General features: G+C 65.8%; 20 protein-coding genes and 3 pseudogenes. 9 read left to right on the top strand and 14 right to left on the bottom strand.

The window, feature by feature from the left end; all coding sequences use genetic code 11:
- Positions 1-635, top strand: a pseudogene (locus D5S08_RS13725) (glutathione S-transferase family protein).
- On the opposite strand, the gene D5S08_RS13720 reads toward D5S08_RS13725, so the two are convergent.
- Together D5S08_RS13720 and D5S08_RS17170 are read right to left on the bottom strand one after the other, a co-directional pair.
- Entirely contained in the window at positions 626-1,054 is a 429-nt protein-coding gene (locus tag D5S08_RS13720) for a GNAT family N-acetyltransferase (protein WP_121119583.1), read from the bottom strand. The pseudogene D5S08_RS13725 and the gene D5S08_RS13720 sit on opposite strands and share 10 nt — an antisense overlap.
- 27 nt (positions 1,055-1,081) lie before the next feature.
- A pseudogene (locus D5S08_RS17170) lies at positions 1,082-1,315 on the bottom strand (magnesium chelatase subunit ChlI family protein); the annotation flags it as partial.
- Positions 1,316-1,816: 501 nt separating this feature from the next.
- On the opposite strand from D5S08_RS17170, the gene D5S08_RS13710 reads away from it, so the two are divergent.
- The 3 genes from D5S08_RS13710 (at position 1,817) to D5S08_RS13700 (ending at position 3,081) form a co-directional block, all read left to right on the top strand.
- The gene (locus D5S08_RS13710; protein WP_121119530.1) at positions 1,817-2,071 is read left to right on the top strand and encodes a hypothetical protein; all 255 of its coding nucleotides are present in this window, start codon (positions 1,817-1,819) and stop codon (positions 2,069-2,071) included.
- Between the two features lie 190 nt (positions 2,072-2,261).
- On the top strand, positions 2,262-2,582 hold the full coding sequence (locus D5S08_RS13705; protein ID WP_121119528.1) for a hypothetical protein: 321 nt from the start codon (positions 2,262-2,264) through the stop codon (positions 2,580-2,582).
- Positions 2,583-2,772: 190 nt separating this feature from the next.
- Complete coding sequence (locus D5S08_RS13700) at positions 2,773-3,081, top strand: hypothetical protein (RefSeq protein ID WP_121119526.1); 309 nt, start codon at positions 2,773-2,775, stop codon at positions 3,079-3,081.
- Positions 3,082-3,229: 148 nt separating this feature from the next.
- Here D5S08_RS13700 and D5S08_RS16730 read toward each other — a convergent pair whose 3' ends face one another.
- From D5S08_RS16730 to D5S08_RS13690, 3 genes are read right to left on the bottom strand one after another with little or no spacing between them, the layout of a single operon-like run.
- The gene (locus D5S08_RS16730) at positions 3,230-3,382 is read right to left on the bottom strand and encodes a hypothetical protein (protein WP_155522977.1); all 153 of its coding nucleotides are present in this window, start codon (positions 3,380-3,382) and stop codon (positions 3,230-3,232) included.
- Positions 3,383-3,440: 58 nt separating this feature from the next.
- Positions 3,441-3,839 carry a type II toxin-antitoxin system VapC family toxin gene (locus D5S08_RS13695; RefSeq protein WP_121119524.1) on the bottom strand — a complete coding sequence of 133 codons (399 nt, stop codon included), beginning with the start codon at positions 3,837-3,839 and terminating at the stop codon, positions 3,441-3,443.
- Entirely contained in the window at positions 3,832-4,080 is a 249-nt protein-coding gene (locus tag D5S08_RS13690) for an AbrB/MazE/SpoVT family DNA-binding domain-containing protein (protein ID WP_121119522.1), read from the bottom strand. Before D5S08_RS13690 ends, D5S08_RS13695 begins: the two co-directional genes overlap by 8 nt.
- A 230-nt stretch (positions 4,081-4,310) precedes the next feature.
- Here D5S08_RS13690 and D5S08_RS13685 point away from each other — a divergent pair, with 230 nt between their 5' ends.
- From D5S08_RS13685 to D5S08_RS16480, 3 genes are all read left to right on the top strand, one after another.
- The gene (locus tag D5S08_RS13685; RefSeq protein WP_175578945.1) at positions 4,311-5,006 is read left to right on the top strand and encodes a recombinase family protein; all 696 of its coding nucleotides are present in this window, start codon (positions 4,311-4,313) and stop codon (positions 5,004-5,006) included.
- 279 nt (positions 5,007-5,285) lie between these two features.
- A complete protein-coding gene (locus tag D5S08_RS16485) occupies positions 5,286-6,902 on the top strand; it encodes a hypothetical protein (protein WP_126665568.1) in 1,617 nt (538 codons plus the stop codon).
- Positions 6,903-6,917: 15 nt separating this feature from the next.
- Positions 6,918-7,172, top strand: coding sequence for a hypothetical protein (locus D5S08_RS16480; protein WP_126665567.1), 255 nt, complete (start codon positions 6,918-6,920; stop codon positions 7,170-7,172).
- Positions 7,173-8,008: 836 nt separating this feature from the next.
- Here D5S08_RS16480 and D5S08_RS13680 read toward each other — a convergent pair.
- From D5S08_RS13680 to D5S08_RS13660, 5 genes and pseudogenes are all read right to left on the bottom strand, one after another.
- Positions 8,009-8,851 (bottom strand): annotated as a pseudogene (locus D5S08_RS13680) (YifB family Mg chelatase-like AAA ATPase); the annotation flags it as partial.
- Positions 8,852-8,906: 55 nt separating this feature from the next.
- Positions 8,907-9,950 (bottom strand): S66 peptidase family protein, encoded by a 1,044-nt coding sequence (locus D5S08_RS13675; protein ID WP_121119518.1) that lies wholly within the window; start codon positions 9,948-9,950, stop codon positions 8,907-8,909.
- Between the two features lie 152 nt (positions 9,951-10,102).
- The gene (locus D5S08_RS13670) at positions 10,103-11,596 is read right to left on the bottom strand and encodes an efflux transporter outer membrane subunit (protein WP_121119516.1); all 1,494 of its coding nucleotides are present in this window, start codon (positions 11,594-11,596) and stop codon (positions 10,103-10,105) included.
- On the bottom strand, positions 11,593-14,847 hold the full coding sequence (locus tag D5S08_RS13665) for an efflux RND transporter permease subunit (RefSeq protein WP_121119514.1): 3,255 nt from the start codon (positions 14,845-14,847) through the stop codon (positions 11,593-11,595). Before D5S08_RS13665 ends, D5S08_RS13670 begins: the two co-directional genes overlap by 4 nt.
- A 3-nt stretch (positions 14,848-14,850) precedes the next feature.
- Positions 14,851-16,020 (bottom strand): efflux RND transporter periplasmic adaptor subunit, encoded by a 1,170-nt coding sequence (locus D5S08_RS13660; RefSeq protein ID WP_121119512.1) that lies wholly within the window; start codon positions 16,018-16,020, stop codon positions 14,851-14,853.
- A 186-nt stretch (positions 16,021-16,206) separates the two neighbouring features.
- Here D5S08_RS13660 and D5S08_RS13655 point away from each other — a divergent pair, with 186 nt between their 5' ends.
- A complete protein-coding gene (locus tag D5S08_RS13655; protein ID WP_162301983.1) occupies positions 16,207-16,779 on the top strand; it encodes a TetR/AcrR family transcriptional regulator in 573 nt (190 codons plus the stop codon).
- Here the strand turns inward: D5S08_RS13655 and D5S08_RS13650 are convergent.
- From D5S08_RS13650 to D5S08_RS13635, 4 genes are read right to left on the bottom strand one after another with little or no spacing between them, the layout of a single operon-like run.
- Positions 16,754-18,538, bottom strand: coding sequence for a glycoside hydrolase family 9 protein (locus tag D5S08_RS13650; RefSeq protein ID WP_121119508.1), 1,785 nt, complete (start codon positions 18,536-18,538; stop codon positions 16,754-16,756). The genes D5S08_RS13655 and D5S08_RS13650 overlap by 26 nt on opposite strands.
- A complete protein-coding gene (locus D5S08_RS13645; RefSeq protein WP_121119579.1) occupies positions 18,538-20,169 on the bottom strand; it encodes a glycoside hydrolase family 43 protein in 1,632 nt (543 codons plus the stop codon). Before D5S08_RS13645 ends, D5S08_RS13650 begins: the two co-directional genes overlap by 1 nt.
- On the bottom strand, positions 20,166-21,680 hold the full coding sequence (locus tag D5S08_RS13640) for a tryptophan halogenase family protein (protein ID WP_121119506.1): 1,515 nt from the start codon (positions 21,678-21,680) through the stop codon (positions 20,166-20,168). Before D5S08_RS13640 ends, D5S08_RS13645 begins: the two co-directional genes overlap by 4 nt.
- A gap of 2 nt (positions 21,681-21,682) precedes the next feature.
- Positions 21,683-22,903, bottom strand: a complete 1,221-nt coding sequence (locus tag D5S08_RS13635) for an endo-1,4-beta-xylanase (RefSeq protein ID WP_241557413.1) — start codon at positions 22,901-22,903, stop codon at positions 21,683-21,685.
- 102 nt (positions 22,904-23,005) lie between these two features.
- Between D5S08_RS13635 and D5S08_RS13630 the strand changes: the two genes are divergently transcribed.
- Positions 23,006-23,707 (top strand): DUF6445 family protein, encoded by a 702-nt coding sequence (locus D5S08_RS13630; RefSeq protein WP_121119504.1) that lies wholly within the window; start codon positions 23,006-23,008, stop codon positions 23,705-23,707.
- The last annotated feature ends 23 nt before the right edge of the window (positions 23,708-23,730 follow it).

The raw sequence follows: 23,730 nt of genomic DNA, 5'->3' as shown, positions 1-23,730 counted from the left end.
ATGATCACCGTGCATCACCTGGAGAACAGCCGGTCGCAGCGGGTGCTATGGCTGCTGGAGGAGCTCGGCCTGCCCTATCGCGTGCAGCGATACGAGCGGGACAGGCGGACCATGCTGGCCCCGCCCGAACTGAAGGCGGTGCATCCGCTGGGCAAGTCGCCCGTGATCGTGGATGACGATGATGCCGGCACGTCCCGCACGCTGGTGGAGACCGGTGCGATCGTCGAATATCTTGTCGCCAAGGGTGGGGCGCTGGGTGCGCCCGGGCCGCGCGCGGCGGCGTTGCTGTATCGCCAGTGGTTGCATTACGCCGAGGGATCGCTGATGCCGCCCTTGCTGCTGAAGCTGGTGCTGGGGCGGGTGCCGCTGTTCGGCCGCGCGGCGCAGCGCAAGGTGCAGCCGATGATCGACGTGCATCTGGACTATGTCGAGGCCGAGCTTGCGGTGCGCCCGTGGTTCGCGGGCGACAATTTCACTGCCGCCGACGTGATGATGAGCTTTCCGCTGGAGGCCGCATGCAGCGTGCCGGGCTGGACGGGAGCCGCCCGGCGACCATGCGCTGGCTGGCAAAGATCCACGCGCGGCCGGCCTATCAGGCGGCGCTGGCGGCGGGCGGGCCTTACGCTTACGCCTGAGCCAGGTGCTTGCGGAGGAAGAAGTGCCTGTGTCCGACAGGATGATCCTCCAGCGTGCCGAATATCTCGAAACCCAGCTTCTCGTAGAAGCCGCGCGCCTGGAACTCGTAAGTATCAAGCCAGATGCCGAAGCAACCATTGCTGCGGGCGATCGCCTCGGCCTGCTGCATCAGGGCCCTGCCATGGCCTCCGCCACGATGCTCCTCCGGCACGGCAAGCAGTTCCACGAATAGCCAGTCATAGGCGCATCTGCCCCACAGCCCGCCCACCTGATTGCCGTCCTCGCTGGTCAACAGGATGGCCACGGGCCGGATGTGCGGGTCGCCTGCCCGGCTGATATTGTAGGCCCGCAACGGGGCGACCACCGCCTCCCGATCAGCGTCGGACGGAGCTTCGGGTATCGTGAGGCGCAGTGTCATTGCCACCATTTGCGTCAGAACGCGGCATCAGGCCAGCGTCTCCCGCCGACGGTAGCTGAGCGCTTCGGCCACATGCACCCGGCCGACCTGCTCCGCCCCCGCAAGGCCCGCCACGGTACGCGCCACGCGCAGCACGCGGGTGTAGGAGCGGGCGGACAGGCGCAGCGCTTCGGCCGCCTGCAGCAGCAGCGCACGGCCGGCCTCGTCCGGGGTGGCGTGCTGTTCCAGCGCAGGCCCCTCCAGCTCCGCATTGGCGCGCACGCCGCGGGCCTGGTCGCCTGTTTCAAGGAGGTGCCGACCCTTGCCAGAGAGAAGCGCGAAGGTGATGTCGCCTCCTAGCCGCGCGATCTCGTTGGCAAGCGCCTCGCCAGCGATCGTCTGGCCCTTGAGGATGGGCCACACGCAACTCCTGAACGGCTGAGCCGTACCCGGCCAGAGAGCCTCAGCAACCTCGACGGGATCACGTCCTGCAGAGACGCGCGGCACGCGCAGTCCGATGAAGTAGTTATGCCACTTCTGGCGGAACTTGGAGTCGCCGTCGACTATGCGCGCAAACTGATTCGGAGTGAGGTAACCGGACCGGCGCCATAGGAGTCTGGTCCAGATCAGCCCTCGGTACTGATCAAGCGGTGACTTCCATTTCTCTCGATTATCAGTGCTTTGCTTCGAATCCATATGTCAACAACGAGCTCGATTTAACGTTGCTTTGCGCGACCGTCAGCACTGGTGCAAGCTCGTGCCGGAATGTGACGAGGCAGAACGGTGTCAGACGAAACTACACCCGACCACCAAAGCAGCGCGCTCGCGCAACAGCTCGTGCGCCTGCATGGCCCACTACTGAGCGGCGAGCCGCTCTGGCGCAATCTGGGCTTCCGGAGCTCGGACGCCTTTCGCCAGGCCAAGTCGCGAGGGCATGTAGAGGTCACCACGTTCAAGCTGCCGGGGCGACGCGCGACGTTCGCCCGGACACGCGACGTGGCGGATTGGATCGAGAAGCTGGAGGAGACCGCGATGTAGCAAACTCGAATTTGGATGCACAAACACGCGCGAAACGCAAAGCGGCCCGCCCCTGCGGTAACAGGAAACGGGCCGACTTGAGATCCGATATCCCTTAAGCACCCTCGGTCTAGCGCAGCGGCTTTTGCTGTCAAGCATGGCGTGTCATGCTTGGCGCGCCCACTTGCGCTCGCTTCGCGCTCCAAACGCAATGGAGCGTACCATGACGAATTCAAACGAACAGATTTCGAACGAAGCAGCAGCCGAGCGCCGGGCCACGATCCAAACGATCAGGACGACGCCGTCGCTCACCGCCATGACCGACGAGCAGCTCAACCGTCTGTCGTTCGAGGCAAAGGTTCTCGGCGACCTGCGGACTGGCAATCAGACGCGCAAGGCCAAGCTCAAGGCAGCAACGGTGACGCTGGACCGGACGAGCCAGGCCCATCTCGCAGAGGACAGGACGTCTCCGTCCGCCGTGGCCGAGTGGATCATCGCCAGCGCGCGCGATCGGACCGTGGCCGCAGGCTGACGCTGGGGCATCCTCGGCTCGCGGCCCCATCCATCGTCGACGCGCGGTGGTTAGAGAAGCTTCTTGCGCATCGGAAGGATGGAAGGCGCGGCGGACATCCGCCGTGCCCCCCTAATCGCCAAGAGCATCGCGCCCTGGGAAGTGATCAACGCTCCTTGCGGGTCGAGCCAACGCGGCAGGTCCTCGCGCGATGTCGGTAGACCCAGTCGCGAAGGCGGCGATCGCCGCGCTCGAGCCGGGCAACGACATCCTTGAGGACGTCGGTCGCGCCTTGGAGCGCAGCGGCGTTGTTATGGGCGAGTTCGGCTTCGTCGAGCGGCTGGAGGACCAACTCGCGCGCGTGCGCACCTGGCTTGAAGACGGCGATGCACGTATCCGCACGTTCGCCGAGGGTCACATCCGCTACCTCGATCGCGCCATCGTGGCGGAGACCCGGCGCGCCGAGGCCTCGCAGGCCGCGCGACGGTTGGACTGGGGCGAGGACGTGGTGGAGGACTGAGCCGCGCCGAAGCGGGTGCGGGATGAACGAAGGGCAGATTGCCGAAATCCACTTTAACAAAGCGGACGGACCGCTTTCCCCCCACATTGCCGGAAAGCAGATCTCCGATATGAGCTATAAGCGGACGCGGACAGTTATGTCCGAAGCTTTACGCCATCGGTTGACCAACCCGCGCCTCCGCATCTTCACACTCTGGCGCCGGTTCAACGGTCATGATCGCTGCTAGCGTAGCGGCATCAAGAGTATGAACGCAGCCGACATCGCGCTGGTTCAAAGGCTTCAGCTTCGGCTCCTCGACCATATGGGCCCTCCTTGCAGGTCGGCCTTTGTAAGTCGCAAATCATAGCACAATCAATCGACTACTTTGTCGACCGCCGCACGTCGGTGATGGTGATACCAACATCGGCGCTCGCGAGTGGACCGTCGGTCGTGAACATCTCGGCTTGCAGGTCCATAGCCAAGGCCAGGCACGCCCGGTCGCCCAATGATAGACTGAGCGACTTTGTAGCGGGCCGCAGGTCGCCAATGATCATCGCCTGGTCAAGTGATAAGGGTCGGACATCGAGGTGCAGACCGCCAAGCGCCTCGCGTACCTCGTCCAGTGAAAGGCCCCGCTCCCGGAGCTTGGAGACAACTTCGGCGAGGTTCGTTGTTCCTATGAGGGATCGGGTCAGGACTTCGATCACGCGCTCGGCGCCGGGCTCGTCATTGAGGAGACAGAGCAGGGCAGAAGCGTCGAGTACGATCTTGCTACTCACGTTCCGCCTCCAGGCGGCGGTCCGCGATCAGTTCGTCAACTAACGAGACACCTTTAGGCACGTGCTTGCGGACAATGGCACGTGCGCGTTCGACGGCTCGCGAGACCGATCTGACCCGCAACTCACCATTGTCCACATCGACGAGAACGGTATCGCCGGTGTTGAGACCCAACTCGCGGCGCATCGATGCGGGGATGACAAGCTTTCCCCCATCGACAATCTTAACCCTCTGCGCCTCCATCTGCACCCCAGCGACCTGCCTGACCTAAGATGGATTTAGTACCAGAGATACCAAATTGTACCAACAGGCATCTGGTGAGTTGCGAAGCGATAATCACCACCGGACCGTTCATAATCGGGCAGAGTGGCTACATAGGCCCGGTCAGGTTAGCTAGGCTCGACAGCATCGCCCCTTGCTATTCGGAGCCGGGTGCCGCAGCAGTGGCTCAGATAGGTATACTCGAAAGAGCCATGATGACCGACGGCAATTCACCCGCGATCCGTGCAGCGCGCGTCTACCTGCGGGTTAGCACCGACCAGCAGGATCTGACCCGGCAGGAAGCGATCGTGTCTGCGGCGCGCGCCTCGGGCTATTATGTTGCTGCGGTCTACCGCGAGAAGGCTTCAGGAGCCCGGCCTGATCGGCCCGAACTTTTGCGCATGGTCGAAGATCTTCAACCGGGCGAGGTGGTCATCGCCGAGAAGATCGATCGAATCAGCCGGCTCCCGCTGCTGGAGGCCGAGCTGCTCGTAGCGACAATCAGGGGGAAGGGCGCCCGGCTTGCCGTACCGGGGATTGTCGATCTATCCGACCTTGTGGCCGACAGCGCAGGCGTGGCCAGGATTGCGCTGGAGGCGGTGCAGGACATGCTGCTGCGGGTCGCGCTCCAGACTGCCCGTGACGAGTACGAGACTCGTCGGGAACGCCAGCGTGAGGGCATCGAGATTGCCAAGCGGGCGGGGCGCTATACCGGGCGCAAGCCTGACCTCGCCCTCCGCCGCCGGGTAGTGGGTCTGCGTGAGGCGGGGATGAGCATCGCGCGCACGGCCGCCTTGGCCGGCTGCAGCATCGCGCAGGTCAAGCGGGTGACGGCGCTGCACCGTGCGAGCAAGATCGAAATCGGGAGCGGCGATCAAACGCTGACCTCACCTGAGCCAACGCCGTGAAGGCGGGTCAAAGGCATTTTGGGAGTATGCGTCCGGCACCGCCGTCCAGCGACGAGCCCCGCGTTATAATGACCGCTTCCGGGTTGTCCCAGAGCCGATCTAATGGCGATGTTTGGATGGTTAGCTGCTCTCTCCGGTAGATCGGCCGAACTCCCGCACTTTTTATCTAACATTCTAAGAAATAAAGGGATTATTCTGTAAAAAGGTCAGCGCAAAAAATCCAACTTTATCCAGGATCAAGTGTGAGATACATTTAACTATGGCTTGGGGGTAAGAGCGATGATTCGCATTGGCTTCTGCTTTGCACTTTTCCTGATACTGAGCGGCTGCTCAACGCTGGGCATCGGTCCTGATCAGAATTCTGGGCAGATAGACTATCGAATCGCTGAACCAGTATCCGTTACTCAACGCCAAATAGACCAGAATTCGAAAGACACACCTTTAGCACCGGCCAGACTGGTTCGTCGCTACTCGGGTGCAAGAGAGGCGTTCGTTTCTACGGCCACTGCGGATGCAGATCGAGACGTTTTCTCCATAACATTGGAACAGGCTGTCATCGGTCGCTTTGTCGGTGAGGAAGGCTTTGCTCAGCCAGCAGAGATAGCGATACTAGCTAATGCATTCGAGTTCGACAGCGCGGATGCGACCACGTCCAGTTCGCGCTTTTATGAATTTCCGGAGATCATGGGGCCTAGGACAGACGAGAATGGAAAAGCCTCTGAGGCGGCCGAAGGGTTGAAGCTCGTCTATTTCTCGCCAGACGTGTATCTGCAGCAGCCGCTGAACTTCAGCGCTTTGCCCATCATTCCGCCGTCGCTCTACCGAGGGCGGCCCATCGGCATTCAAATCGTGTTTCTCGAGCTCGATCGGATGTCAGGTCCCTTGAAGAGCCTTCTGCGGGAACTGGCTAGCCTCGGACAAGCGTCGAACATCGCAAACCCACTACCCGGGATCGCAGACGTGGCGTTGGAGCTGGGGAGTTCTCTGCTCGACGCAAATACAAACAACGACGACATCGTGTTCGAGTATCGAATGGTCTTATATCCGCAACATCTTACCACAACGACCGATAGCGGGTTACCTCTCAACGAGATGGCAACTTTTCAACCCGGCCGTTACGTACTTCGCAGAGTCGAGGAACGTAGCACTCAAGTAGAGTGGGACAGTTTGCGGCTAGATCACAACACAGGCCGCCTATTTAATGGCGACTCCGGGTCAGAAGTCCGCGATGACACTTATGTCGTAATGAATGTGATCCGCCATCCGCGCGGAACGCCGGAGGCGCGGTACCTGTTCCGGTCACTCGCTCAGTTCGACGAAATGCTGACAGCTGCGTCTCAGACCGATGGCTCCGCTTCACTTCAAGTCATTACCGACAATATTCAGGCACGCGTAGCATATTCACGGTCAGCGGCTTGGCTGGACGAACTTAATGCTTCGTGGAACCAACTCCGCCAAGCACTCGCTAATTTCGATGTCGCCAGATATCCCGGCTCTGATGCTAATCTGTCGCTCACCAGCGGTGCCGACTGTCAGCTGGTCCCAGTCACTGAAATACGACCCCACTGGCTAGAAGCCCGCCTTCAGGTTTCGCAGCGCGCCACCGAATTTGTCGAGGCATACAAGCGTGCCGAGAGCGCGCGAGTTGGTGATGAGAATTCCGATAGCCAGCTGAGCGCGCAAGATCGCAAAAGCTTGATTGATCGATTATCGCTCTTTTCAGTTCCCAAGAACGAAGCACTTCAAGCAAGCTTCGCGAGCCCTGAGGCGTTTGAAGGAGCCTATATCGACGGCAAAACTGGAGCGGAGTTTGCAGATGCGCTTATAGGGGCCATGGAGAACGTCCCTCGAGATATGTCCTGCAGTCAATTGCAAGCCAGAGGTTGGGTTCAGTGAGGCGGGACGCCTCCAATGAAGGCGCTCACCTGCCGAGCAGCTTTCCGCACGCCGATCGGTTTCGCGCGCGTCGACGCCAAACCGGACATATCGACCGGCTCTTGCATGAACTTTCGACATTTCGAAAGCGCTCTGCCAACGGACACATCGCCTCATCAGCTGATTGATAAAGCTGACCAGGGTAATCAAAGCGCCGCGCCGGTCCAATTCTGCCGTTCGGGTCTTGCGCCGCTGTCGGAATGCGTTCTCTGCGTCAGTACCTCGCAATGAGCACCGAGGTAGCCGAAAGCGGACGTCGATCCCGCGGCGGTGCGATGTCTGCTTTCCCGCGGCTTGGCCGAAAAGTTGCCAGGCAGCTAGCGCCCCCGTTGCAGACATTTACCCTGATGATAAGCTCAGCGTATGAGGCGATTTCTAGTAATTGCAGCGGTCTTCGCCACGGGCGCCTGCGGGCAATGGGTTAAGACTGGCGATCCTTTCAGTGACTTCGTGGTAAGTAATGAGCTCTCTGGTCGGACCTTCTGCGTTGAGCTTGGGCAGACTACTCGGATTGAGGCCGAAGATGAGGAGGGGCCTCCCGGCATGCTCCATGCAAGTTCGTTCAACGATCCAAAGGTTCGAAATGCTGCCGCGCTAATTCAATCCGATTGGCGAGATGCTCCCGAGGTCACCTACGAGACATTCGGCGCAATCATCGACGAGAGATGTAGCATGCACGTGAAGAAACCCGCCTTCTCGGGCGAGTTTGCGTTCGTATGGTTCAGCACTCCGGGAGGTCAAAGAGGAGCTTATGCCTTTCAACGATCTGGCAGCCAGTGGCGCTCCGTTGAGAGGGTCTTGCTCGGTTATTGGTGAGAAGGAGTGTCCGCTCCCCACCCAGACCTCGCCGTCGAGGCGACATCCGGCTGAACCTCAAAGCGGACGCTGCCGGTCTAGGCCAGGCGCTTATCATCTTCGCGTCGCGGCCCAGGTAATCAAACAAGAGGCGCGCTGGTTCACGGGGCCCATACCTCTGATTTCTAGCATGTTCGGGCCGCTTTGCACGCCACCGATCATGAGACAGTCGCACGTTCTGGCCAGGAGTCTTAGTTTACCTGTCTGTTTTCACCGCCGCCGGTCAGCGCGGCCATGCTGGCGGAGTGGTGCGGCGCGCGGAACGGACGTTCTCGGCTGATCCGTCCGCCTTCCAGCGCGCCGGCGACGGAGGCGACCATGGACACCTCCAGCGCCTCCGCCGGGGAAAGTGGCGGCAGGATGCCGGGGAGGCAGCTGGCGAGCAGGCTCTTGCCCGATCCCGGCGGGCCGACCATCAGCAGGTTGTGATTGCCCGCAGCCGCGATCTCCAGCGCGCGGCGGGCGGTTTCCTGGCCCTTCACCTGGCGCAGGTCCGGCGCTGGCCGCCGGGCTGCGACCTCGCCCGGTGGCGGGGCGGGCAGGGCGGCGGTGCCCTTCAGATGGTTCAGCAGACTGACGAGGTCGGGCGCGGCCACCACCGGCACGCCGCTGGCCCAGCCGGCCTCCGCGCCCTGCGATGCCGGGCAGATCAGCCCGCGTTCGCTGCTGCGGGCATGCAGTGCCGCCAGCAGCACGCCGGGGCTGGCGACGATGCGCCCGTCCAGCGCCAGTTCCCCCACCGCGACATAATCGCCCAGCTGCTCGGCATCGGTCACGCCCATCGCGGCCAGCAGCGCCAGCGCGATCGGCAGGTCGTAATGCGAACCTTCCTTGGGCAGGTCGGCCGGCGAGAGGTTCACCGTGATCCGCTTGGGCGGCAGCGCCAGGCCCATGGCGGACAGGGCCGCCTGTACCCGTTCGCGACTTTCGCCCACGGCCTTGTCGGGCAGACCCACGACGGCAAAGCGCGGCATGCCCGGCGCCAGCTGGCACTGCACCTCCACAGGCCGCGCCTCCAACCCGAGATAGGCCACCGTCGATACCAGTGCGACCACGCTTTCCCCCTTTGTTCCGCCTGTTTGTAGCGCCGCCGGCGGCGGTGTCGAGGGGTCAGGCTACCACCGGCTCCAGCAGCGTCATCGTGCCCGCTCCCGCATCGATCCGGCAGCGCGCGCCGACAGGCAGCATCGCCTGCTGCCCGCCATGGCCGAACAGCGGCAGCTGGAAGGCGGGGATACCCAGTGGACCCAGATGGTGGTCCAGCACCTCCACCAGCGTGAAGTTGCCGTAGCCGCCGGGATCGGTGCAGTTGGTGCATTGCCCGAACACCACCCCGGCCACGCGTGGCAGGATGCCGGCCTGGCCCAGTTGCGTCAGCATCCGGTCGATGCGGTACTGCGCCTCGTTGGTCTCCTCCAGGAACAGGATCGCGCCGGTGAAGTCGGGCAGCCAGGGCGTGCCGACCAGCGCGGACAGCACCGTCAGGTTGCCACCCAGCAGCCGCCCTTCCGCCGTGCCGGTGCCGAATACGGGTACGCGGGCGGCGCGATCGATCAGCCGGTCCGTTGCGGGCGCGGGCGGGCCGTAAGTGGGGGTGGCGCCGTCGAACAGCACGCTGCGCAGCGGCTCCCATGCGGTCAATGGCCAGGTGCTGGCCGCATTGGGACCGTGGATGGTGGCGAACCCTACGCCCTGCGCTTGCAGAGCCAGATGCAACGCGGTGACATCGCTGAAGCCGACCAGCGGCTTGGGGTCGCGGCGCATCGCGGCATAGTCCAGCAGCGGCAGGATACGGGCGGAGCCCCAGCCGCCGCGCACGCTGAAGACCAGGCGCACGGCCGGATCGGCGAACATCGCGTTGACCCCTGCGGCCCGCGCCCCATCGGTCCCCGCCAGATAGCCGTGGCGGTCGAGGATGTTGGCGGCCAGCTTCGGCTCCAGCCCCATTGCCCGCATGGCGTCGGCCGCCAGATCCAGTTCCGTCCGGTCGGCCAGAAACCCGGCGGGTGCGACCAGGCCAACAGTGTCGCCGGGGCGCAGGCGCGGGGGGCGGATCAGCGCGGGGCCTTGCGCCAGCAGCGGCCCGCCGCCGGCGCCCAGCAGCAGTCCGCCAGCGCCTAGTCCGGCGATCATCCGCCTGCGTGAAACTTCCATCGCTGCGACACACCTTTATTCAACCGGCATGGTGCGGTCGCAGGATGGGGAGCCGTTTGCAACCGTCCTGCCGCCATGCAGCTGTGGCGTGACAGCTACAACGGTTGGGGAAGGGGCGCGGGGCAGGGCCGGGCGGTCCTGCCCCTGGCAGGTCAGCGCGCCGTTGCGGGTACCGCATCGGGCGCCAGCATGCCGCCGCCCAGCGCCACATACAGTGCGACGGCGTTGGCGCGATAGGCCCGACGGGTGGTCAGCAACGACTGTTGCGCGCTGAACAGGCTGCGTTCGGCATCCAGCACTTCCAGGAAGTTCGCCACGCCTTCGCGGTATCGCAGCCGCGCGATATTGGCGATCTGCTCCTGCGCCACCACGCCGCGTTCCAGCGTCCGAACCTGCTCCGCCAACCATCGGCGGCCGGCCAGTGCGTCGGACACTTCGCGAAATGCGTTCTGCACCGCCAGATCGTATTGCGCGACCTCCTCCACCTCGCGGGCGCGGGCGAAGTCCAGCTGGCCTTCGCGGGCGCCCCAGTCGAAGATCGGCAGGTTTATCGACGGGCCGAAGGACCATGCCTGGTTGCTGCCGGTGAACAGGTTGTCCAGCTCCACGGAGGAGAAGCCGAAGCTGCCGGTCAGCGAGATCGAGGGGAAGAACGCCGCCCGCGCCGCCCCGATATTGGCCCGTGCCGCCCGCAGTTCCTCTTCCGCCTGGATGATGTCGGGCCGCGCCAGCAACAGGTCGGACGGCAGGCCGGCATCGATCTCCAGCCCGTTTTCCTGTTCCGCCAGCGTCAGGCCGGTGGGCAGCATGTCCGGCACGCGGCCGCCGACCAGCACGGCCAGCTGGTTGCGCAGCTGCGCCTCCGTCAGTTCCTGCGCCTGGACCTGTTGTTCGGCCTGCGTCAGCAAGGCCTCCGCCTGGCGGGTGGGCAGGGCGCTCTCGACGCCGGAGCTGAGCCGCAATTCGGCGATACGCAGCCCTTCGCGGCGGCTTTCCGCGGTCTGCCGGGCCAGCGCGATCTGCTCCTGCGTTTCCACCAGCTGGTAATAGGTGTCGGCCACGTCGCCGATCAGCGACAGGTAGAAGGCGCGTTGCGCGGCCTCCGTCGACAGGTAGGTGGCGCGTGCCGCTTCCGACAGGTTGGCGACCCGGCCCCAGAAATCGAGTTCGAAGGAGGTGACGCCGACATTCACGTCATACCGGTTGAGCGTGATGGAACTGGGCGGATCGGCCACGACCTCGCCGCCTTCTCCCGGCTCGTCGGTTACCCCTCCCGTGCCGAAGCCGGGGATGGTGCCGAGCGGCGTGCGCGTTCGCGTTGCGGTGCCGTTCACTCCCACGGTCGGCAGGCGGGCGGCATCCTGGATGCGGTACTGTGCCCGGGCCTGCTCGATCCGCGCGGTGGCGGCCAGCAGGTTGCGGTTGTTGAGCAGCGCGGTCGCGATCAGCCCTTCCAGTCGCGGGTCGACGAAGAAGTCCCGCCATGGCAGCCGGCTAGCGACCACGCTGCCATCGGGCTGGAAAGCCGGATCATAGGCGGGCTCCGTCGTCAGGCCGGGCCGGGCGTGATCGGGCGCCAGGTTGACGCAACCGGCCAGCGCCACGGCCAGCAGGCTGGTGGCGGCAAGGGAATGGCGGCGGATCATGCGGGCTCTCCTGCCGGGCGGGTGCCTGGACCCTGGGGTCCGTGATCGTCGATCTCTCCGGCAGCGACAGGCTGCTTGCGGCTGAGATATTTGCGGACCAGCAGGTACAGGACCGGGATCACGAAGATGCCGATGGCGGTGGCCGCGATCATGCCGCCCATGACGCCCGTGCCTACCGCGATGCGGCTGGCGGCACCGGCGCCCGAGGCGATCACCAGCGGGACCATGCCCAGGATGAAGGCGAGCGAGGTCATGATGATCGGCCGCAGGCGCAGCTTGGCTGCTTCCTTCACCGATTGCAGCACCCCTTCCCCGCGGGCCTCTTCCTCGATCGCGAACTCCACGATCAGGATCGCGTTCTTCGCTGCCAGGCCGATGATCGTGATCAGGCCCACGTTGAAGTACACGTCGGCCGACAGGCTGCGGGCGATCGAGAACACCACCGCGCCCAGCACGCCGGCCGGTACGATCAGCAGCACCGACAGCGGCACGGCCCAGCTTTCGTACAAAGCCGCCAGCAGCAGGAAAACCACAATGACGGATAGGCCCAGCAGCATGCCGATCTGGCCGCCCGCCTGCTTCTCTTCATAGGACAGGCCGGTCCATTCATAGCCGACGCCGGGCGGCAGATCCTGTGCCAGCGTCTCCATCTCCGCCAGCGCCGCACCGGAGGATTCCCCAGCCACCGCTTCGCCCGACAGGGTCAGCGCGGGATAGCCATTGTACCGGGTCAGCGTGGGTGGGGCGGAAGTCCATTCGGCGGTGGCGAAGGCGGTGAAGGGCACCAGCTCACCCGCCTGATTGGGCACGCGCAACGCCAGGATGTCGTCCGGCGTCATGCGGAACGGTGCATCGGCCTGCACCATCACGCGCAGCACGCGGCCCTGCCGGGTGAAGTCGTTGGCATAGGCGGAGCCGAAGGTGATCGACAGCGCCGCGTTCACGTCGCTGATCGCCAGACCCAGCGCCCGCGCCTGCACCCGGTCGATATTGACGCGCAGCTGCGGGGTTGGCGCCTGTTCGTCAGGCCGCAGGTTGGTGATAATCGCGCTCTGCCCTGCCGCACCCAGCAACTGGTCGCGCGCGGCAGTCAGCGTAGCACGACCGACGCCCTGACGGTCCACCAGCTTCAGCTGGAAGCCGCTGGCATTGCCCAGCGCCGCGATCGGCGGGCGCTGGATGGCGAAGGCGATTGCCTGGTCCAGCTGCATCAGGCGGCCCATGGCCCGGCCGACCAGCGCACCCGCGCTGTTTTCCGGATCGGTCCGGTCAGCCCATGGGTGCAGCTGCACGAACATCATGGCATTGTTCTGGCCACGGCCGAAGAAGCTGAAGCCGCGGATGGTGAAGAAGTCGCGGACCTCCGTCTGCTCCTTCAGGAAGCCTTCCACCTGCTTGATCGCCTCGTCGGTGCGCGCCTCGGTCGATCCCGGCGGTGCCTGCACCACCACGATCATCTCGCCCTGGTCCTCCGTCGGCAGGAAGGAGGTCGGCAGGCGCATGAACAGCACCAGCGTCAGGGCGCAGACCGCCCCGAAGGCCGCCAGTGCCATCAGCGGACGCGACAGGATGCGGTCGTTCGCGCGGCTGTACTTGTCCGTCATCCGGGCAAACCAGACATTGAACTTGTCCAGCACGCGGACACCGGTGTTGCGCACGCGATCCAGCCCGCCACGCCAGCCGGCCCGGACCGGCCGCGGCGGCGTGGTGCCATGCACGTCTCCTTCGCCGGCTGGGCCATGCCCCGCATCCTTCGGCTTCAGGAAGGTGGCGCACAGGGCCGGTGTCAGCGTCAGCGCCATTAATGCGGAGAAGAAGATGGAGATCGCCAGCGTGACCGAGAACTGGCGGTAGATGCCACCGGTCGAACCCGGGAAGAACGCCATCGGCACGAACACCGCGATCAGCACCAGCGTGATGCCGATGATGGCGCCGGTGATCTGGTCCATCGCCTTGCGGGTGGCGCGGACCGGATCCAGCCCTTCCTCGTGCATGATCCGCTCGACATTTTCGATCACCACGATCGCGTCGTCGACCAGGATGCCGATCGCCAGCACCATGCCGAACAGGGTCAGCACGTTGATGGAAAAGCCCGCCAGCCACAGCCCCAGGCATGCGCCGGCCAAGGCGATCGGCACCACCAGCGTGGGGATCACGGTGGCGCGCCAGTTCTGCAGGAACAGGAACATGACCAGGAACACCAGCGCCATGGCCTCGATCAGGGTGATCACCACCTCCTCGATCGAGATGGTGACGAATGGCGTGGTGTCGTAGGGGATGCTCCATTCGACATCGCCGGGCAGGCCGCGGGCAATGTTGTCCATCTGCGCGCGAATGCCTTCGGCTGCATCCAGCGCATTGGCGCCGGTCGCCAGCTGGATGCCCAGACCGGCGACGGGGCGCTGGTTCAGCGTGGAGGAGAAGCCGTAATCGAAGGCTCCCAGTTCCACCCGGGCGACGTCGGCCAGGCGCACGGTGGCGCCGCCGGTTTCGGCGCGCAGGATGATGTTCTCGAACTGTCCGACCGCGGAGAAGCGGTTCTGCGTGACGATGGTGGCATTGATCAGCTGCCCGTCGACATAGGGCTTGGCGCCCAGCTGGCCGCCGGCCGTCTGCGTGTTCTGTTCCTGGATCGCGGCCAGCACGGCGGTCGGCGACAGGTTGAAGGAGGCGAGCTTCTGCGGATCGAGCCAGATGCGCATTGCATATTCGGAACCGAACAGCAGCACGTCGCCCACGCCGTTCACGCGGCGCAGCTCGTCCAGCACCTGCTGGGTCGCCACATTGCCCAGGTCGATGCCGCTCATCTCCCCGCTGCGGCTGGTCAGCGCGACCACCATCAGGAAGTTGCTGTTGGACTGGCGCACGGTGATGCCGTTGCGGCGCACATCCTCGGGCAGGCGGGCTTCCACGGTGCTGAGCCGGTTCTGCACCTCGGTCTGCGCGATGTCGATGTCGGTCCCGGCCTCGAACGTCACCGTGATGCTGGCGCTGCCGGTCGATTCGCTGCTGCTGTTCATGTACAGCAGCCCGTCCACGCCGTTCAGCTGCTGCTCGATCACCTGGGTGACGTTCTGCTCCAGCGTGGCGGCGTCCGCGCCCGGATAGGTCGCGGTGATCTGCAGCGATGGCGGGGCGATATCAGGATATTGCTCGATCGGCAGCGCGCGCATGGCGATGATGCCGGACAGCAGGATTCCGAGCGCGATGACCCATGCGAAGATGGGCCGGTCGATGAAGAACCGTGACATGGATCAGCGTCCCTGCGTGGCGGCGGGCGCCGGGGAAGGGCGCTGTGCCTGCCCCTGCGCACGCGCGGCGGCGGGCTGCTGCACCTGCACCGGCGCGCCATCGCGCAGCTTCTGCAGGTTGTTGGTGATGACCACGTCACCGGGCTTCAGCCCGCTTTCGATCAGCCACTGGCCGTTGATCATCTCGCCCAGCACCACGGGACGGGCGACCGCCTTGCCGTTTACGGCCACGAACACGGATCCGCCTTCCGGCGTCACGCTAACGGCGCCCTGCGGCACGGAGATGCCGTTGGTCATCTCGCCCACGGTCAGCCGCACACGGACGAATTCGCCCGGCAGCAGCAGCCCTTCGGGATTGGCAAACTCCGCCCGCAGCTGCACCGTGCCGGTGGTCGCGGTGACCGACTGACCCAGGAAGTCGACGGTGCCGGTGACGCCATAGGTGCTGCCGTCCGGCAGGATCAGTTCCGCACGGACCGGATTGTTCAGCCGCAACTCGCCCGCATCCACCATCCGGCGCATACGCAGCACGTCCGCCGCGGACTGTTCGATGGTGGCCCAGACGGGGCTCATCTGCTCGATCCGGGTCAGCAGCGTACCTTCCGCCTGCGTGACGAAGGCGCCTTCCGTCACCTCGGCCCGGCCCACCCGGCCGGAGATCGGTGCGGTCACATTGGTGTAGCCCAGCTGCAGGCTGGATGCGCGCAGCTGCGCCTGGAGCTGGGCCACGTCCGCCCGCGCGCCGCGATTGGCGGCGACGGCGGCGTCATATTCCTGCCGGCTGATCGCATCCTGCTCCACCAGCGGGCGGTACCGATCCACCACGGCGGCGGTGTTGGCCGCCGTCGCACGGGCGCGCTGCAGGCTGGCTTCGACCTGGGCCTGCGCCGCGCGCAGTTCCGACGGGTCGATGCGGAACAGCGGCTGACCAGCGCGTACGGTGGTGCCTTCCTCGAACAGGCGGCGCTGGATGATCCCGGTCACGCGGGCGCGCACCTCGGCCACGCGCACCGCCTCGATCCGGCCGGGCAGCTCGATGATCTCGGGCAGGGGACGGCCGGACACGGTGATGGTCTGGACCGGCATCGCCTGGGGCGGGGCCTCCGCCGGCGTTTCGCCGCAGGCGGACAGCATGAGGCCCATGGCGGCGACCAGCGGCAGCGCGATACGCATAGGAGAACCTTCGGATTGATTGTGCACGTGCGAAGGTGTAATAACGGTTACACGATCAGGGTTCAAGCAGGGTTCAGCAAAATTTCATCGCCAGGCGACAGCAGCATTTCCGCAGGGGCTGACCATGATGACGGCCTTGGCCGGCTCGATCGGCGGCGTGATGCCTTTATCACCTGCGCAGACACGTTGTTTCTGCAGCAGGGCTTCGAACGGACGACGCTGGCAGACGTGGTGGACTGTGCCGGAGGATCGCTGGCGACATTGTACAAGCTGTTCGGCAGCAAGACCGGGCTGCTGGAATCGGTCATGGAGCATCGCGCCTGCGCCAAGGAGGACCGGCTGCAGGGGCTGGTCGATCGCGGCCGCACCCCGATCGAGGTGCTGGAGGTGCTGGCGCGTGACCTGCACGAACGCTTCCTGGATCCGGCGGAAGTCGCCCTGTCGCGGGTGGTGATCGCCTACAGCCTGGAGAACCCGGACTTCGCGCGCCGCTTCTACGGCCGCACGATCGCCAATGCGCGCGCCTTCCTGGCGCGGCTGTTCGCGCGGTGGCAGGATGAAGGTCACAGGCTGAACACCCGGCCCGAAATGCTGGCGGCGATCTTCCTGGGCATGTTCATCTACGACCTGCACACCCAGGCGATCAGCCATGGCGCCTCCATTCCCGCCACCGGTGCGGACCTGACGGAAAAGGTGCGCTTCTTCTGCATCGGCGCGGGCCTCTGCCAGGCACCTACTGCGTCCGGTCCAGCCAGGTGACGACCCAGGCAAGCGGCGCGTTCCAGTTGATCGCCACCTCGTTCAGCGCGTAGGCGCCCACATCATCCGCCCAGCAGCGCATCGGCGCGCAGCCTGCCGCGACAACGCCGGCGGTCCCTTCGCCGGTGGAGGTGGAGTTCGGCCCGCCGGACAGGGCGCCCGCGGGCGGCAGCGGATAGGCCGGGTCCAGCGCGCCTGCCCAGTGCCGGTGATGCGGTGCGCGCATCGGATCCGTGCCATAGCCGGAAATGTAGGACCGGCCGTTGGGGTTGCGGCCCAGCAGGTAGTCCAGCGTGTCCACCACCGCCGTGCGATAGCGCGCCTCCCCGGTCCATTGCGCCGCCAGCGCCAGCAGCATCGCACGGTTCAGCAAGCCGCTGTTCGATCCCCACACGAACCGCGTGCCGGCGTGGGGGATGGCAAAGCCGGTCTCCGCCTGCTCCTGCACCCAGGCATGCGCCGCGGCGACGATCTGCTGGCGTGCCTGATCGCGCAGGGGCGTGTCGGATTGCGCCAGCGTGACGAGGCCGAGCGTCGCGACCGAGCCCCAGCCGGCCTCCCCGGCTGGCTGGTTCAGGAACGGCGCCTGGCGCAGGGCCGCCTCGTGGCGAGGATCGCGGGTGGTCGCATACAGCTCTGCTTGCGCCCAGAAGAACTCGTCCGTCAGGCTGCCATCGCCATAGGCACCGCTGCCCGGGAAATCAGCCACGGCGTAGATCGCCGGGTTCCGTTCCGCCGCCGCGATCGCGCGCGTCGCCGCTTTGGCGCAGCGTGCGGCAAACGCCGGGTCGGCGCTCTGCCACACGCGCGCGCATTGCAGCGCCACGGCGGCCAGGTTCAGGGTGGCGGCGGTGGAGGGCGGGGCGAGAACGCGTTCCAGCCGGTTCTGGTCCGGCCGCAGCGGCACCGGTGCCCAGCTGATGTCGCCGACCTTGTGATGCGCCATGCCGCCAGCATCCACCTCGCTGAAGGTCAGTCCCGCGGCCGGCGACGGCTGGTCCACCGCCAGCCGCATTTTCTGTCCGTCCGGCACCTGCATCCGCAACAGGAACTCCACCTCCCACCGCGCCTCGTCCAGCAGGTCGGGCACGCCATTGCCGGCCTCCGGCACCTTGAGCGTGTTGTCCGCGAAAGGCGCGAGCGTCTCGTGCAGGTTCAGCAGGGTCCAGGTGGCGATGCCGCCATTGACGACATATTTGCCGTGATCACCGGCATCGTACCACCCGCCGGTGACATCCAATGTGTAGCTGCAGGGCGCCCATTCGTTGCCATTGGTGTCGCGCCCCTGCACGCAGGTGGCGCGTTCGGGCAGGTGGCCGGCGGGGCGGGCCAGCTGCTCCCCCACCAGATCGGCCCGGATCGGCGTGCCGGCACGGTTATGGTAGAAATAGGCCAGCGCATCGCGCGCCACCGGCTCGTAGAGGTGTGGTGCAATGGTGAAGGGCGGGCTGGAAACGCCATCCGCCACCACCTGCAAGCCCCCGCCCGACACGGTCAGGGCGCCGAAATCGATCCGGTGCAGATTGTGTCCTGAAGCCGCATCCTGACCGTAAGGCACTGTCCGCCCGCTCAGCAGCGTGCGGCCCGTCGCATCGCGCACCACCCAGCCCAACGGCTCGGTGGCATCCGTTTCCACGATGGCCCGCTTGGGCGCGTCGGGTGCAAAGCCCAGGCCGTTCACCCGCACGGCGGTGGTCTCCGCCGCCGCAGGGCTGCAGGCGAACAGGAGGGCGGGCAGCAGGCAGGCAGACAGGCGCATCACCGAACCTCGCTGGCGAATGGGCCGAACACCACACCCGTGAAGCCGCCGGCCGTCTGGGTGCTGAGCAGCGTGCCATCCTGGTCGGGGCCGAGCTGGTGCCACCCCGCCGCGTCACGATAGCTGAAGCGGTAGGCCGCACCCGCAGCTTCTGCCTTCAGCTCGACCGGCCCGGTCGACGAAAGCGGTGCCTCGGCGACCATCATGCCCGCGGCAGGCTCATCTGGCCCGCCCCGGTGCAGCAGGCGCACGCTTTGCGTGTCCCCCTGCCGGGTGATTGCGATCGCCATCCAGTATTCGTCATTCTGCACGGCCGCGAGACCGGCCTGGCCATCTACACCGGTCAGCTGGACGCTGGTCACTGCGCTGGCATTGGCATGGCTCTGCCGGCGTCCCAGGAAGGACGGATTGGCGAAATCGCCGAGTCCATCCGGCCTGGCCTGCAAGGTCAGCGCGCCCGGATTGGCGGTGAGGTCCCACCATTGTTCGCGTGGGATGCGCATGCCGATCCATTCGGGCGACAGCGCCGGCCCGTCGAACTCCTCGCGCCAGGCAAAAGCCCCGCTGGTCGGCGGCGCGCCTTCGGGATCGGCCGGCAGAGGGCGCGGCAGGCTGAGCGGGATGGGCGTGGCCGGCGGCAGGATCTGCGGCCAGCCATTCTTCCATTCCACCGGCAGCAGGAACGTCTCTCGCCCGGTATTGTGGAAATCTTCCGCATAGGGCCGGATCGCCAGGAAGCTGGCCCACCAGCGGCCATCAGGCGTGGTGACGAAATCGGCATGACCGGCGGCGGTGATGGGAAATTGCCGGCCCGCCGGCAGATCGCGCTGCGTCAGGATCGGGTTGGGTCCGTTGGTATAGGATCCGTCCGGCCGGCGGGAGCGCAGGATCACCTGTGAATGGTTCACGCTGGTGCCGCCCTCCGCACAGGACAGGTAGTACCAGCCATCATGCTGGTAGATGTGCGGCCCTTCGATCCACACCGGGTTGGTTTCCGGCTCCACCCCGCCATCGATCAGCACCTTGCGCTCGCCCACGGTCTTCAGTGTGGCAAGATCGAACTGCTGGATCCAGATGGCGCGGTGCCCGTCATAGCGGGGCGTGCCGACCGGCGGCCCGTTGTTGACCAGCCAGGCGCTGCCATCCGCATCCACGAACAGCGACGGGTCGATCCCGCCCTCCAGATCGGGCAGCCAGACGGGATCGCTCCACGGGCCGGCAGGGTCGCTGGCGGTGATGACGAAATTGCCGCCACAATCGACACAGGTGTTCAGGATGTAGAACGTGCCGGCATGATGCTCGATCGCCGGGGCGAACACGCCGCGCGACATGCCCAGCTTGCCGAAGTCGAGCTGGTCGGGCCGGTCGATCGCATTGCCGATCTGCTTCCAGCTGACCAGGTCGCGGCTATGCCAGACCGGAACGCCGGGGAACCAGCTGAAGGTCGAATGGACCAGATAGTAGTCCTCACCCACCTGCGTAATGCTGGGATCGGGATAGAAACCCTGCAGGATCGGGTTGCGGAACTCGTCCGGGGCGACGGTGATCTGCGTGTCGACCGGGTCGGCGCCCTGGTAGGTGAACCAGCCGAAGCTGGCGCTGGCGGCCAGCAGGGTTGCCGCGACGCTCATGCCGCCACCCCGCATTCGCGCTGCAGGAACTCGCGATGGGGTGGCATGTAGCTGGCGCTGGTCTGCATGACCTGCCGGATCTCCGCCAGCCGGTCGCGTGTCAAATCCAGCGGCATGGCGGCGGCCAACGGGTCATGTCCGGCGGGACGGCGGCCCTGACCCCACATCACGGCGAACCAGCTTGTATCGTTGAACAATTCCTCATTCTCCCGGAACACGCGGCCATGGGCCGCATAGACGCGCAGCTTTTCCGCCAGCCGCTCCGGGATTGCCATGGTGCGGCAATATTCCCAAAACGGCGTGTCGGACCGCTCGGTGGCTCGGTAATGCAGGATCAGGAAATCCCTGATCTCCTCGAACTCCGTCGTCATGATGCGGTTGTATCGCGCGATCGTGGCCGCATCGAAATCCCGGTCGGGGAACATCGCCATCAGCCGCGACAGCCCGCTCTGGATCAGCCACAGGCTGGTCGATTCCAGCGGCTCCATGAACCCGGCCGCCAGCCCCAGCGCCACCACATTGCCGTCCCAGAAGCGGGCGCGGTGACCGGTGCGGAACGGCACCAGCCGGGGCTCCGCCAAGGGCTCTCCGTCCAGATTGGCCAGCAGGATGGCGGCCGCCTCGTCATCGCTCATGTACCGGCTGGCATAGACATGGCCGTTGCCAGTGCGGTGCTGCAGCGGGATGCGCCATTGCCAGCCGGCGGCGCGCGCGGTCGAGCGGGTATAGGGCTCGATTGCTTCGCCATTTGCGCAGGGCACGGCGACCGCGCGATCACAGGGCAGCCAGTGCGACCAGTCGATGAAGTCGTTGCCCAGCGCCTGCCCGATCAGCAGCGACCGGAAGCCGGAGCAGTCCAGATACAGGTCCGCCGCGATCTCCCGCCCGCTTTCCAGCTGCACCGCCCGCACATGGCCGCTTGTCGCGTCGCGGTGCACGGCGGTGATCCGCCCCTCCTGCCGCCGCACGCCGGCCGCTTCCGCATAGCTGCGCAGGGTACGGGCATAGAGGGTGGCGTCGAAGTGGTAGGCATAGGCGATGTCGGACAGTGGTGAATTCGGCCCCGCATCGACGGAGCGCATGAAGCGGCCGCGCTCCGCTGCCACAGCCTGCAGGGAATAATCGTCCAGCGAAGGCGCCTCCCCCAGCTGGTTCAGCCGCAGGAAGTAGGCATGGAAGGACAGCCCGCCCATGTTCACGCCATAGCTGCCGAAGGGGTGGAAGTAGGTGTGGCCCAGCCGGCCCCAGTCCACGAACTGGATGCCCAGCTTGAAGCTGCCGCGCGTGTCGCGGATGAACTGGTCCTCGTCGACCCCCAGCATGCGGTTGAAGGTGCGCATCTGCGGGATCGTCGCTTCCCCCACGCCGACGATGCCGATCTCGTCCGATTCCACCAGCGTGATCTCGGCATAGTCGCGGCCCAGCAGCCGGACGAGAGTGGCGGCGGCCATCCAGCCCGCGCTGCCCCCGCCGACGATGCAGATGGAGCGGATGCGGCCGTCCTCGCGCATTGTCACTGTGCGGGCCTTGAAGGCGCGGCGCGGAATGCTTCCGCGATGGCGGTGCGCATCGGCTTGGGGCGCAGGTCTGTATCGTAGGGGAGGCCACGCGTGGGCACGCCATCCGGGCGTGGATCAAAGGTGCGCAGCCAGCCATATCGGTCGGAGAGGCCCCAGGCGATAACGTCGGTCAGCTGCGGATAGGACAGCATCAGGTCCAGGTACCCCCGCGTGTAAGCCGCCACGCCGGCATCGCGGATGGCGATATCGGCCGGCAGCCCCCGGTCGCGCGTGTCCAGTTCCGTGATCACCAGGCGATAGCCCATGGCGACGACCGCATCCAGGAAGCCGCGCCAGGCCGGGCTCTGCCGGGCGACCAGCTCAGGAATCGGCACGCCGCTTTCGAAGATAGCGAGGTGCGACTGTACGCCGAGCGCATCCACCGGTGTGCCACGGGCACGGAAGCCCTGCAGCAGCCGAAGCACGCCTTCCTGATGGCGTTCATTGCCGGGTTCCCAGCTCATATAGTCGTTGTAGACCAGCTCCGCATGCGGCGCGTGCGCGCGCGCGGTGTTGAAGGCGAGGTCCAGCACCGCCTCCGCACTGCCCAAGGCGCGCGACAGGGACGTCTCCCGCAGGGTGCCGGTCTCAGGATCGACCGCTTCATTCACCACGTCGTAGCTGACGATGCGGGTGCCGTAACGTGCGGTGACGGTGCGGACATGCTCCACCACCAGCCGGTCCGCCTCGGCCGCCGGCCGGACGCCATAATCGTAAGCGTTCAACCAGTCAGGAAACCAGCGATCATAGTGCCACAGCAGAGTGTGCCCGCGTAGCTTCATGCCCTGCGTCTCTGCCCAATCGACCATGGCATCGAACCGCGCGAAGTCGAATTGCGTGGGTGAGGGGCGGAGCGCCTGCCACTTCATCTCGTTCTCTGCAGTCAGCATGCCGCATTCCCCGCGCAGCAACGCCGCGTAGGCGGAATTGACGAAGGAACCGGCGTCGACACCGGGCCGCGCCCAGGCGAAGGCCGATCCGAAGTTAATGTTCCGCTCCGCCCCGATCGAATCGAGGGCAGGGCGCAGCATCGTCGCCGGAGGGATCTGTGAAGGAGCCGCCAGGGCGCTCCGGCTGCACCCGCCCAGCAGCGCGCCTGCCGCCGCTGCGGATGCCGTGCCGAGCAGCATGCGCCGGTTCAGCGCGCTGTTCGCCGGTCCCGCATTGTTCATCATCTCTCTCCACCGGCCGCATCATGGTGCGGCATCTTGATAGCGTTATCAGACGGACTCGACTGCTGCTTGTCAAGCACCGTGGCGGCGCGTTACGCAAGGGAGATGGCGCAACGCTTCCCCCTTGCCGCGCGGCTCAGCCTGACAGGACGCCGGATCGGGCAGGAAGGGGAGCCGCTGCTGATCGTGGACAGGCTGCTGGAGCGTCCCGGTGATCTGGTGGCGGCGGCGGTGGACAGCACCTTTCTGCCTGCTCACGGTCCGGCGGGCGGCTATCCCGGTCTCCGGGCGGAGGCGCCGCTCGATTATGTGGAGGCGGTGGTGCGGCTGCTCTGCCCCGTGCTGGGCGAGGCGTTCGGGCTGGGTAAGGTCAGCCCGGTGCGGGCCGAGTGCAACTTCTCGCTGGTGACGCTGCCGCCTGCGGCGCTGGTCCCGGCGCAACGGGTGCCGCATGTCGACACCGTGTGGCCGCTGCAATTTGCCGTGCTGCACTATCTGTGCGGGCCGGAGCATGGCGGCACCGCCTTCTTCCGCCACCGTGCGACCGGCTTCGAAACACTGAGCGAGGCGCGCCTGCCCGCATACGAGCAGGTGCGGGCGGGGGAGGGCGTCGCCGACGGCTATGTCGCGGACGGGACGCCGTGGTTCGACCGGACGGATGGCGTGACGGCGGCGTTCAACCGGCTGGTGGTCTATCGCAGCTGCCTGCTGCACTCAGGCACCATTCCCAACCCGGCGATCCTGTCCGCCGATCCGCGCAACGGCCGGCTGACCGCGAATATCTTCCTGACCGTGCGGCAGGGTTAGACCGCCCACATAAAAGTGCCGCC

The sequence above is a fragment of the Croceibacterium ferulae genome, assembly GCF_003660445.1.
Taxonomy (GTDB): domain Bacteria; phylum Pseudomonadota; class Alphaproteobacteria; order Sphingomonadales; family Sphingomonadaceae; genus Croceibacterium; species Croceibacterium ferulae.
Note: the sequence above shows the minus strand (reverse complement) of the source record. Positions and strands in the feature narration are given on the sequence as shown.

Bases quoted from the DNA above. Each gene is read 5' to 3' on its own strand.
- D5S08_RS13720 (WP_121119583.1), bottom strand. From the start codon at position 1,054: ATGACACTGCGCCTCACGATACCCGAAGCTCCGTCCGACGCTGATCGG.
- D5S08_RS13705 (WP_121119528.1), top strand. From the start codon at position 2,262: ATGGAGCGTACCATGACGAATTCAAACGAACAGATTTCGAACGAAGCA.
- D5S08_RS13700 (WP_121119526.1), top strand. From the start codon at position 2,773: ATGTCGGTAGACCCAGTCGCGAAGGCGGCGATCGCCGCGCTCGAGCCG.
- D5S08_RS16730 (WP_155522977.1), bottom strand. From the start codon at position 3,382: ATGGTCGAGGAGCCGAAGCTGAAGCCTTTGAACCAGCGCGATGTCGGC.
- D5S08_RS13690 (WP_121119522.1), bottom strand. From the start codon at position 4,080: ATGGAGGCGCAGAGGGTTAAGATTGTCGATGGGGGAAAGCTTGTCATC.
- D5S08_RS13685 (WP_175578945.1), top strand. From the start codon at position 4,311: ATGATGACCGACGGCAATTCACCCGCGATCCGTGCAGCGCGCGTCTAC.
- D5S08_RS16485 (WP_126665568.1), top strand. From the start codon at position 5,286: ATGATTCGCATTGGCTTCTGCTTTGCACTTTTCCTGATACTGAGCGGC.
- D5S08_RS16480 (WP_126665567.1), top strand. From the start codon at position 6,918: ATGAAGGCGCTCACCTGCCGAGCAGCTTTCCGCACGCCGATCGGTTTC.
- D5S08_RS13675 (WP_121119518.1), bottom strand. From the start codon at position 9,950: ATGGAAGTTTCACGCAGGCGGATGATCGCCGGACTAGGCGCTGGCGGA.
- D5S08_RS13670 (WP_121119516.1), bottom strand. From the start codon at position 11,596: ATGATCCGCCGCCATTCCCTTGCCGCCACCAGCCTGCTGGCCGTGGCG.
- D5S08_RS13665 (WP_121119514.1), bottom strand. From the start codon at position 14,847: ATGTCACGGTTCTTCATCGACCGGCCCATCTTCGCATGGGTCATCGCG.
- D5S08_RS13660 (WP_121119512.1), bottom strand. From the start codon at position 16,020: ATGCGTATCGCGCTGCCGCTGGTCGCCGCCATGGGCCTCATGCTGTCC.
- D5S08_RS13650 (WP_121119508.1), bottom strand. From the start codon at position 18,538: ATGCGCCTGTCTGCCTGCCTGCTGCCCGCCCTCCTGTTCGCCTGCAGC.
- D5S08_RS13645 (WP_121119579.1), bottom strand. From the start codon at position 20,169: ATGAGCGTCGCGGCAACCCTGCTGGCCGCCAGCGCCAGCTTCGGCTGG.
- D5S08_RS13640 (WP_121119506.1), bottom strand. From the start codon at position 21,680: ATGCGCGAGGACGGCCGCATCCGCTCCATCTGCATCGTCGGCGGGGGC.
- D5S08_RS13635 (WP_241557413.1), bottom strand. From the start codon at position 22,903: ATGATGAACAATGCGGGACCGGCGAACAGCGCGCTGAACCGGCGCATG.
- D5S08_RS13630 (WP_121119504.1), top strand. From the start codon at position 23,006: ATGGCGCAACGCTTCCCCCTTGCCGCGCGGCTCAGCCTGACAGGACGC.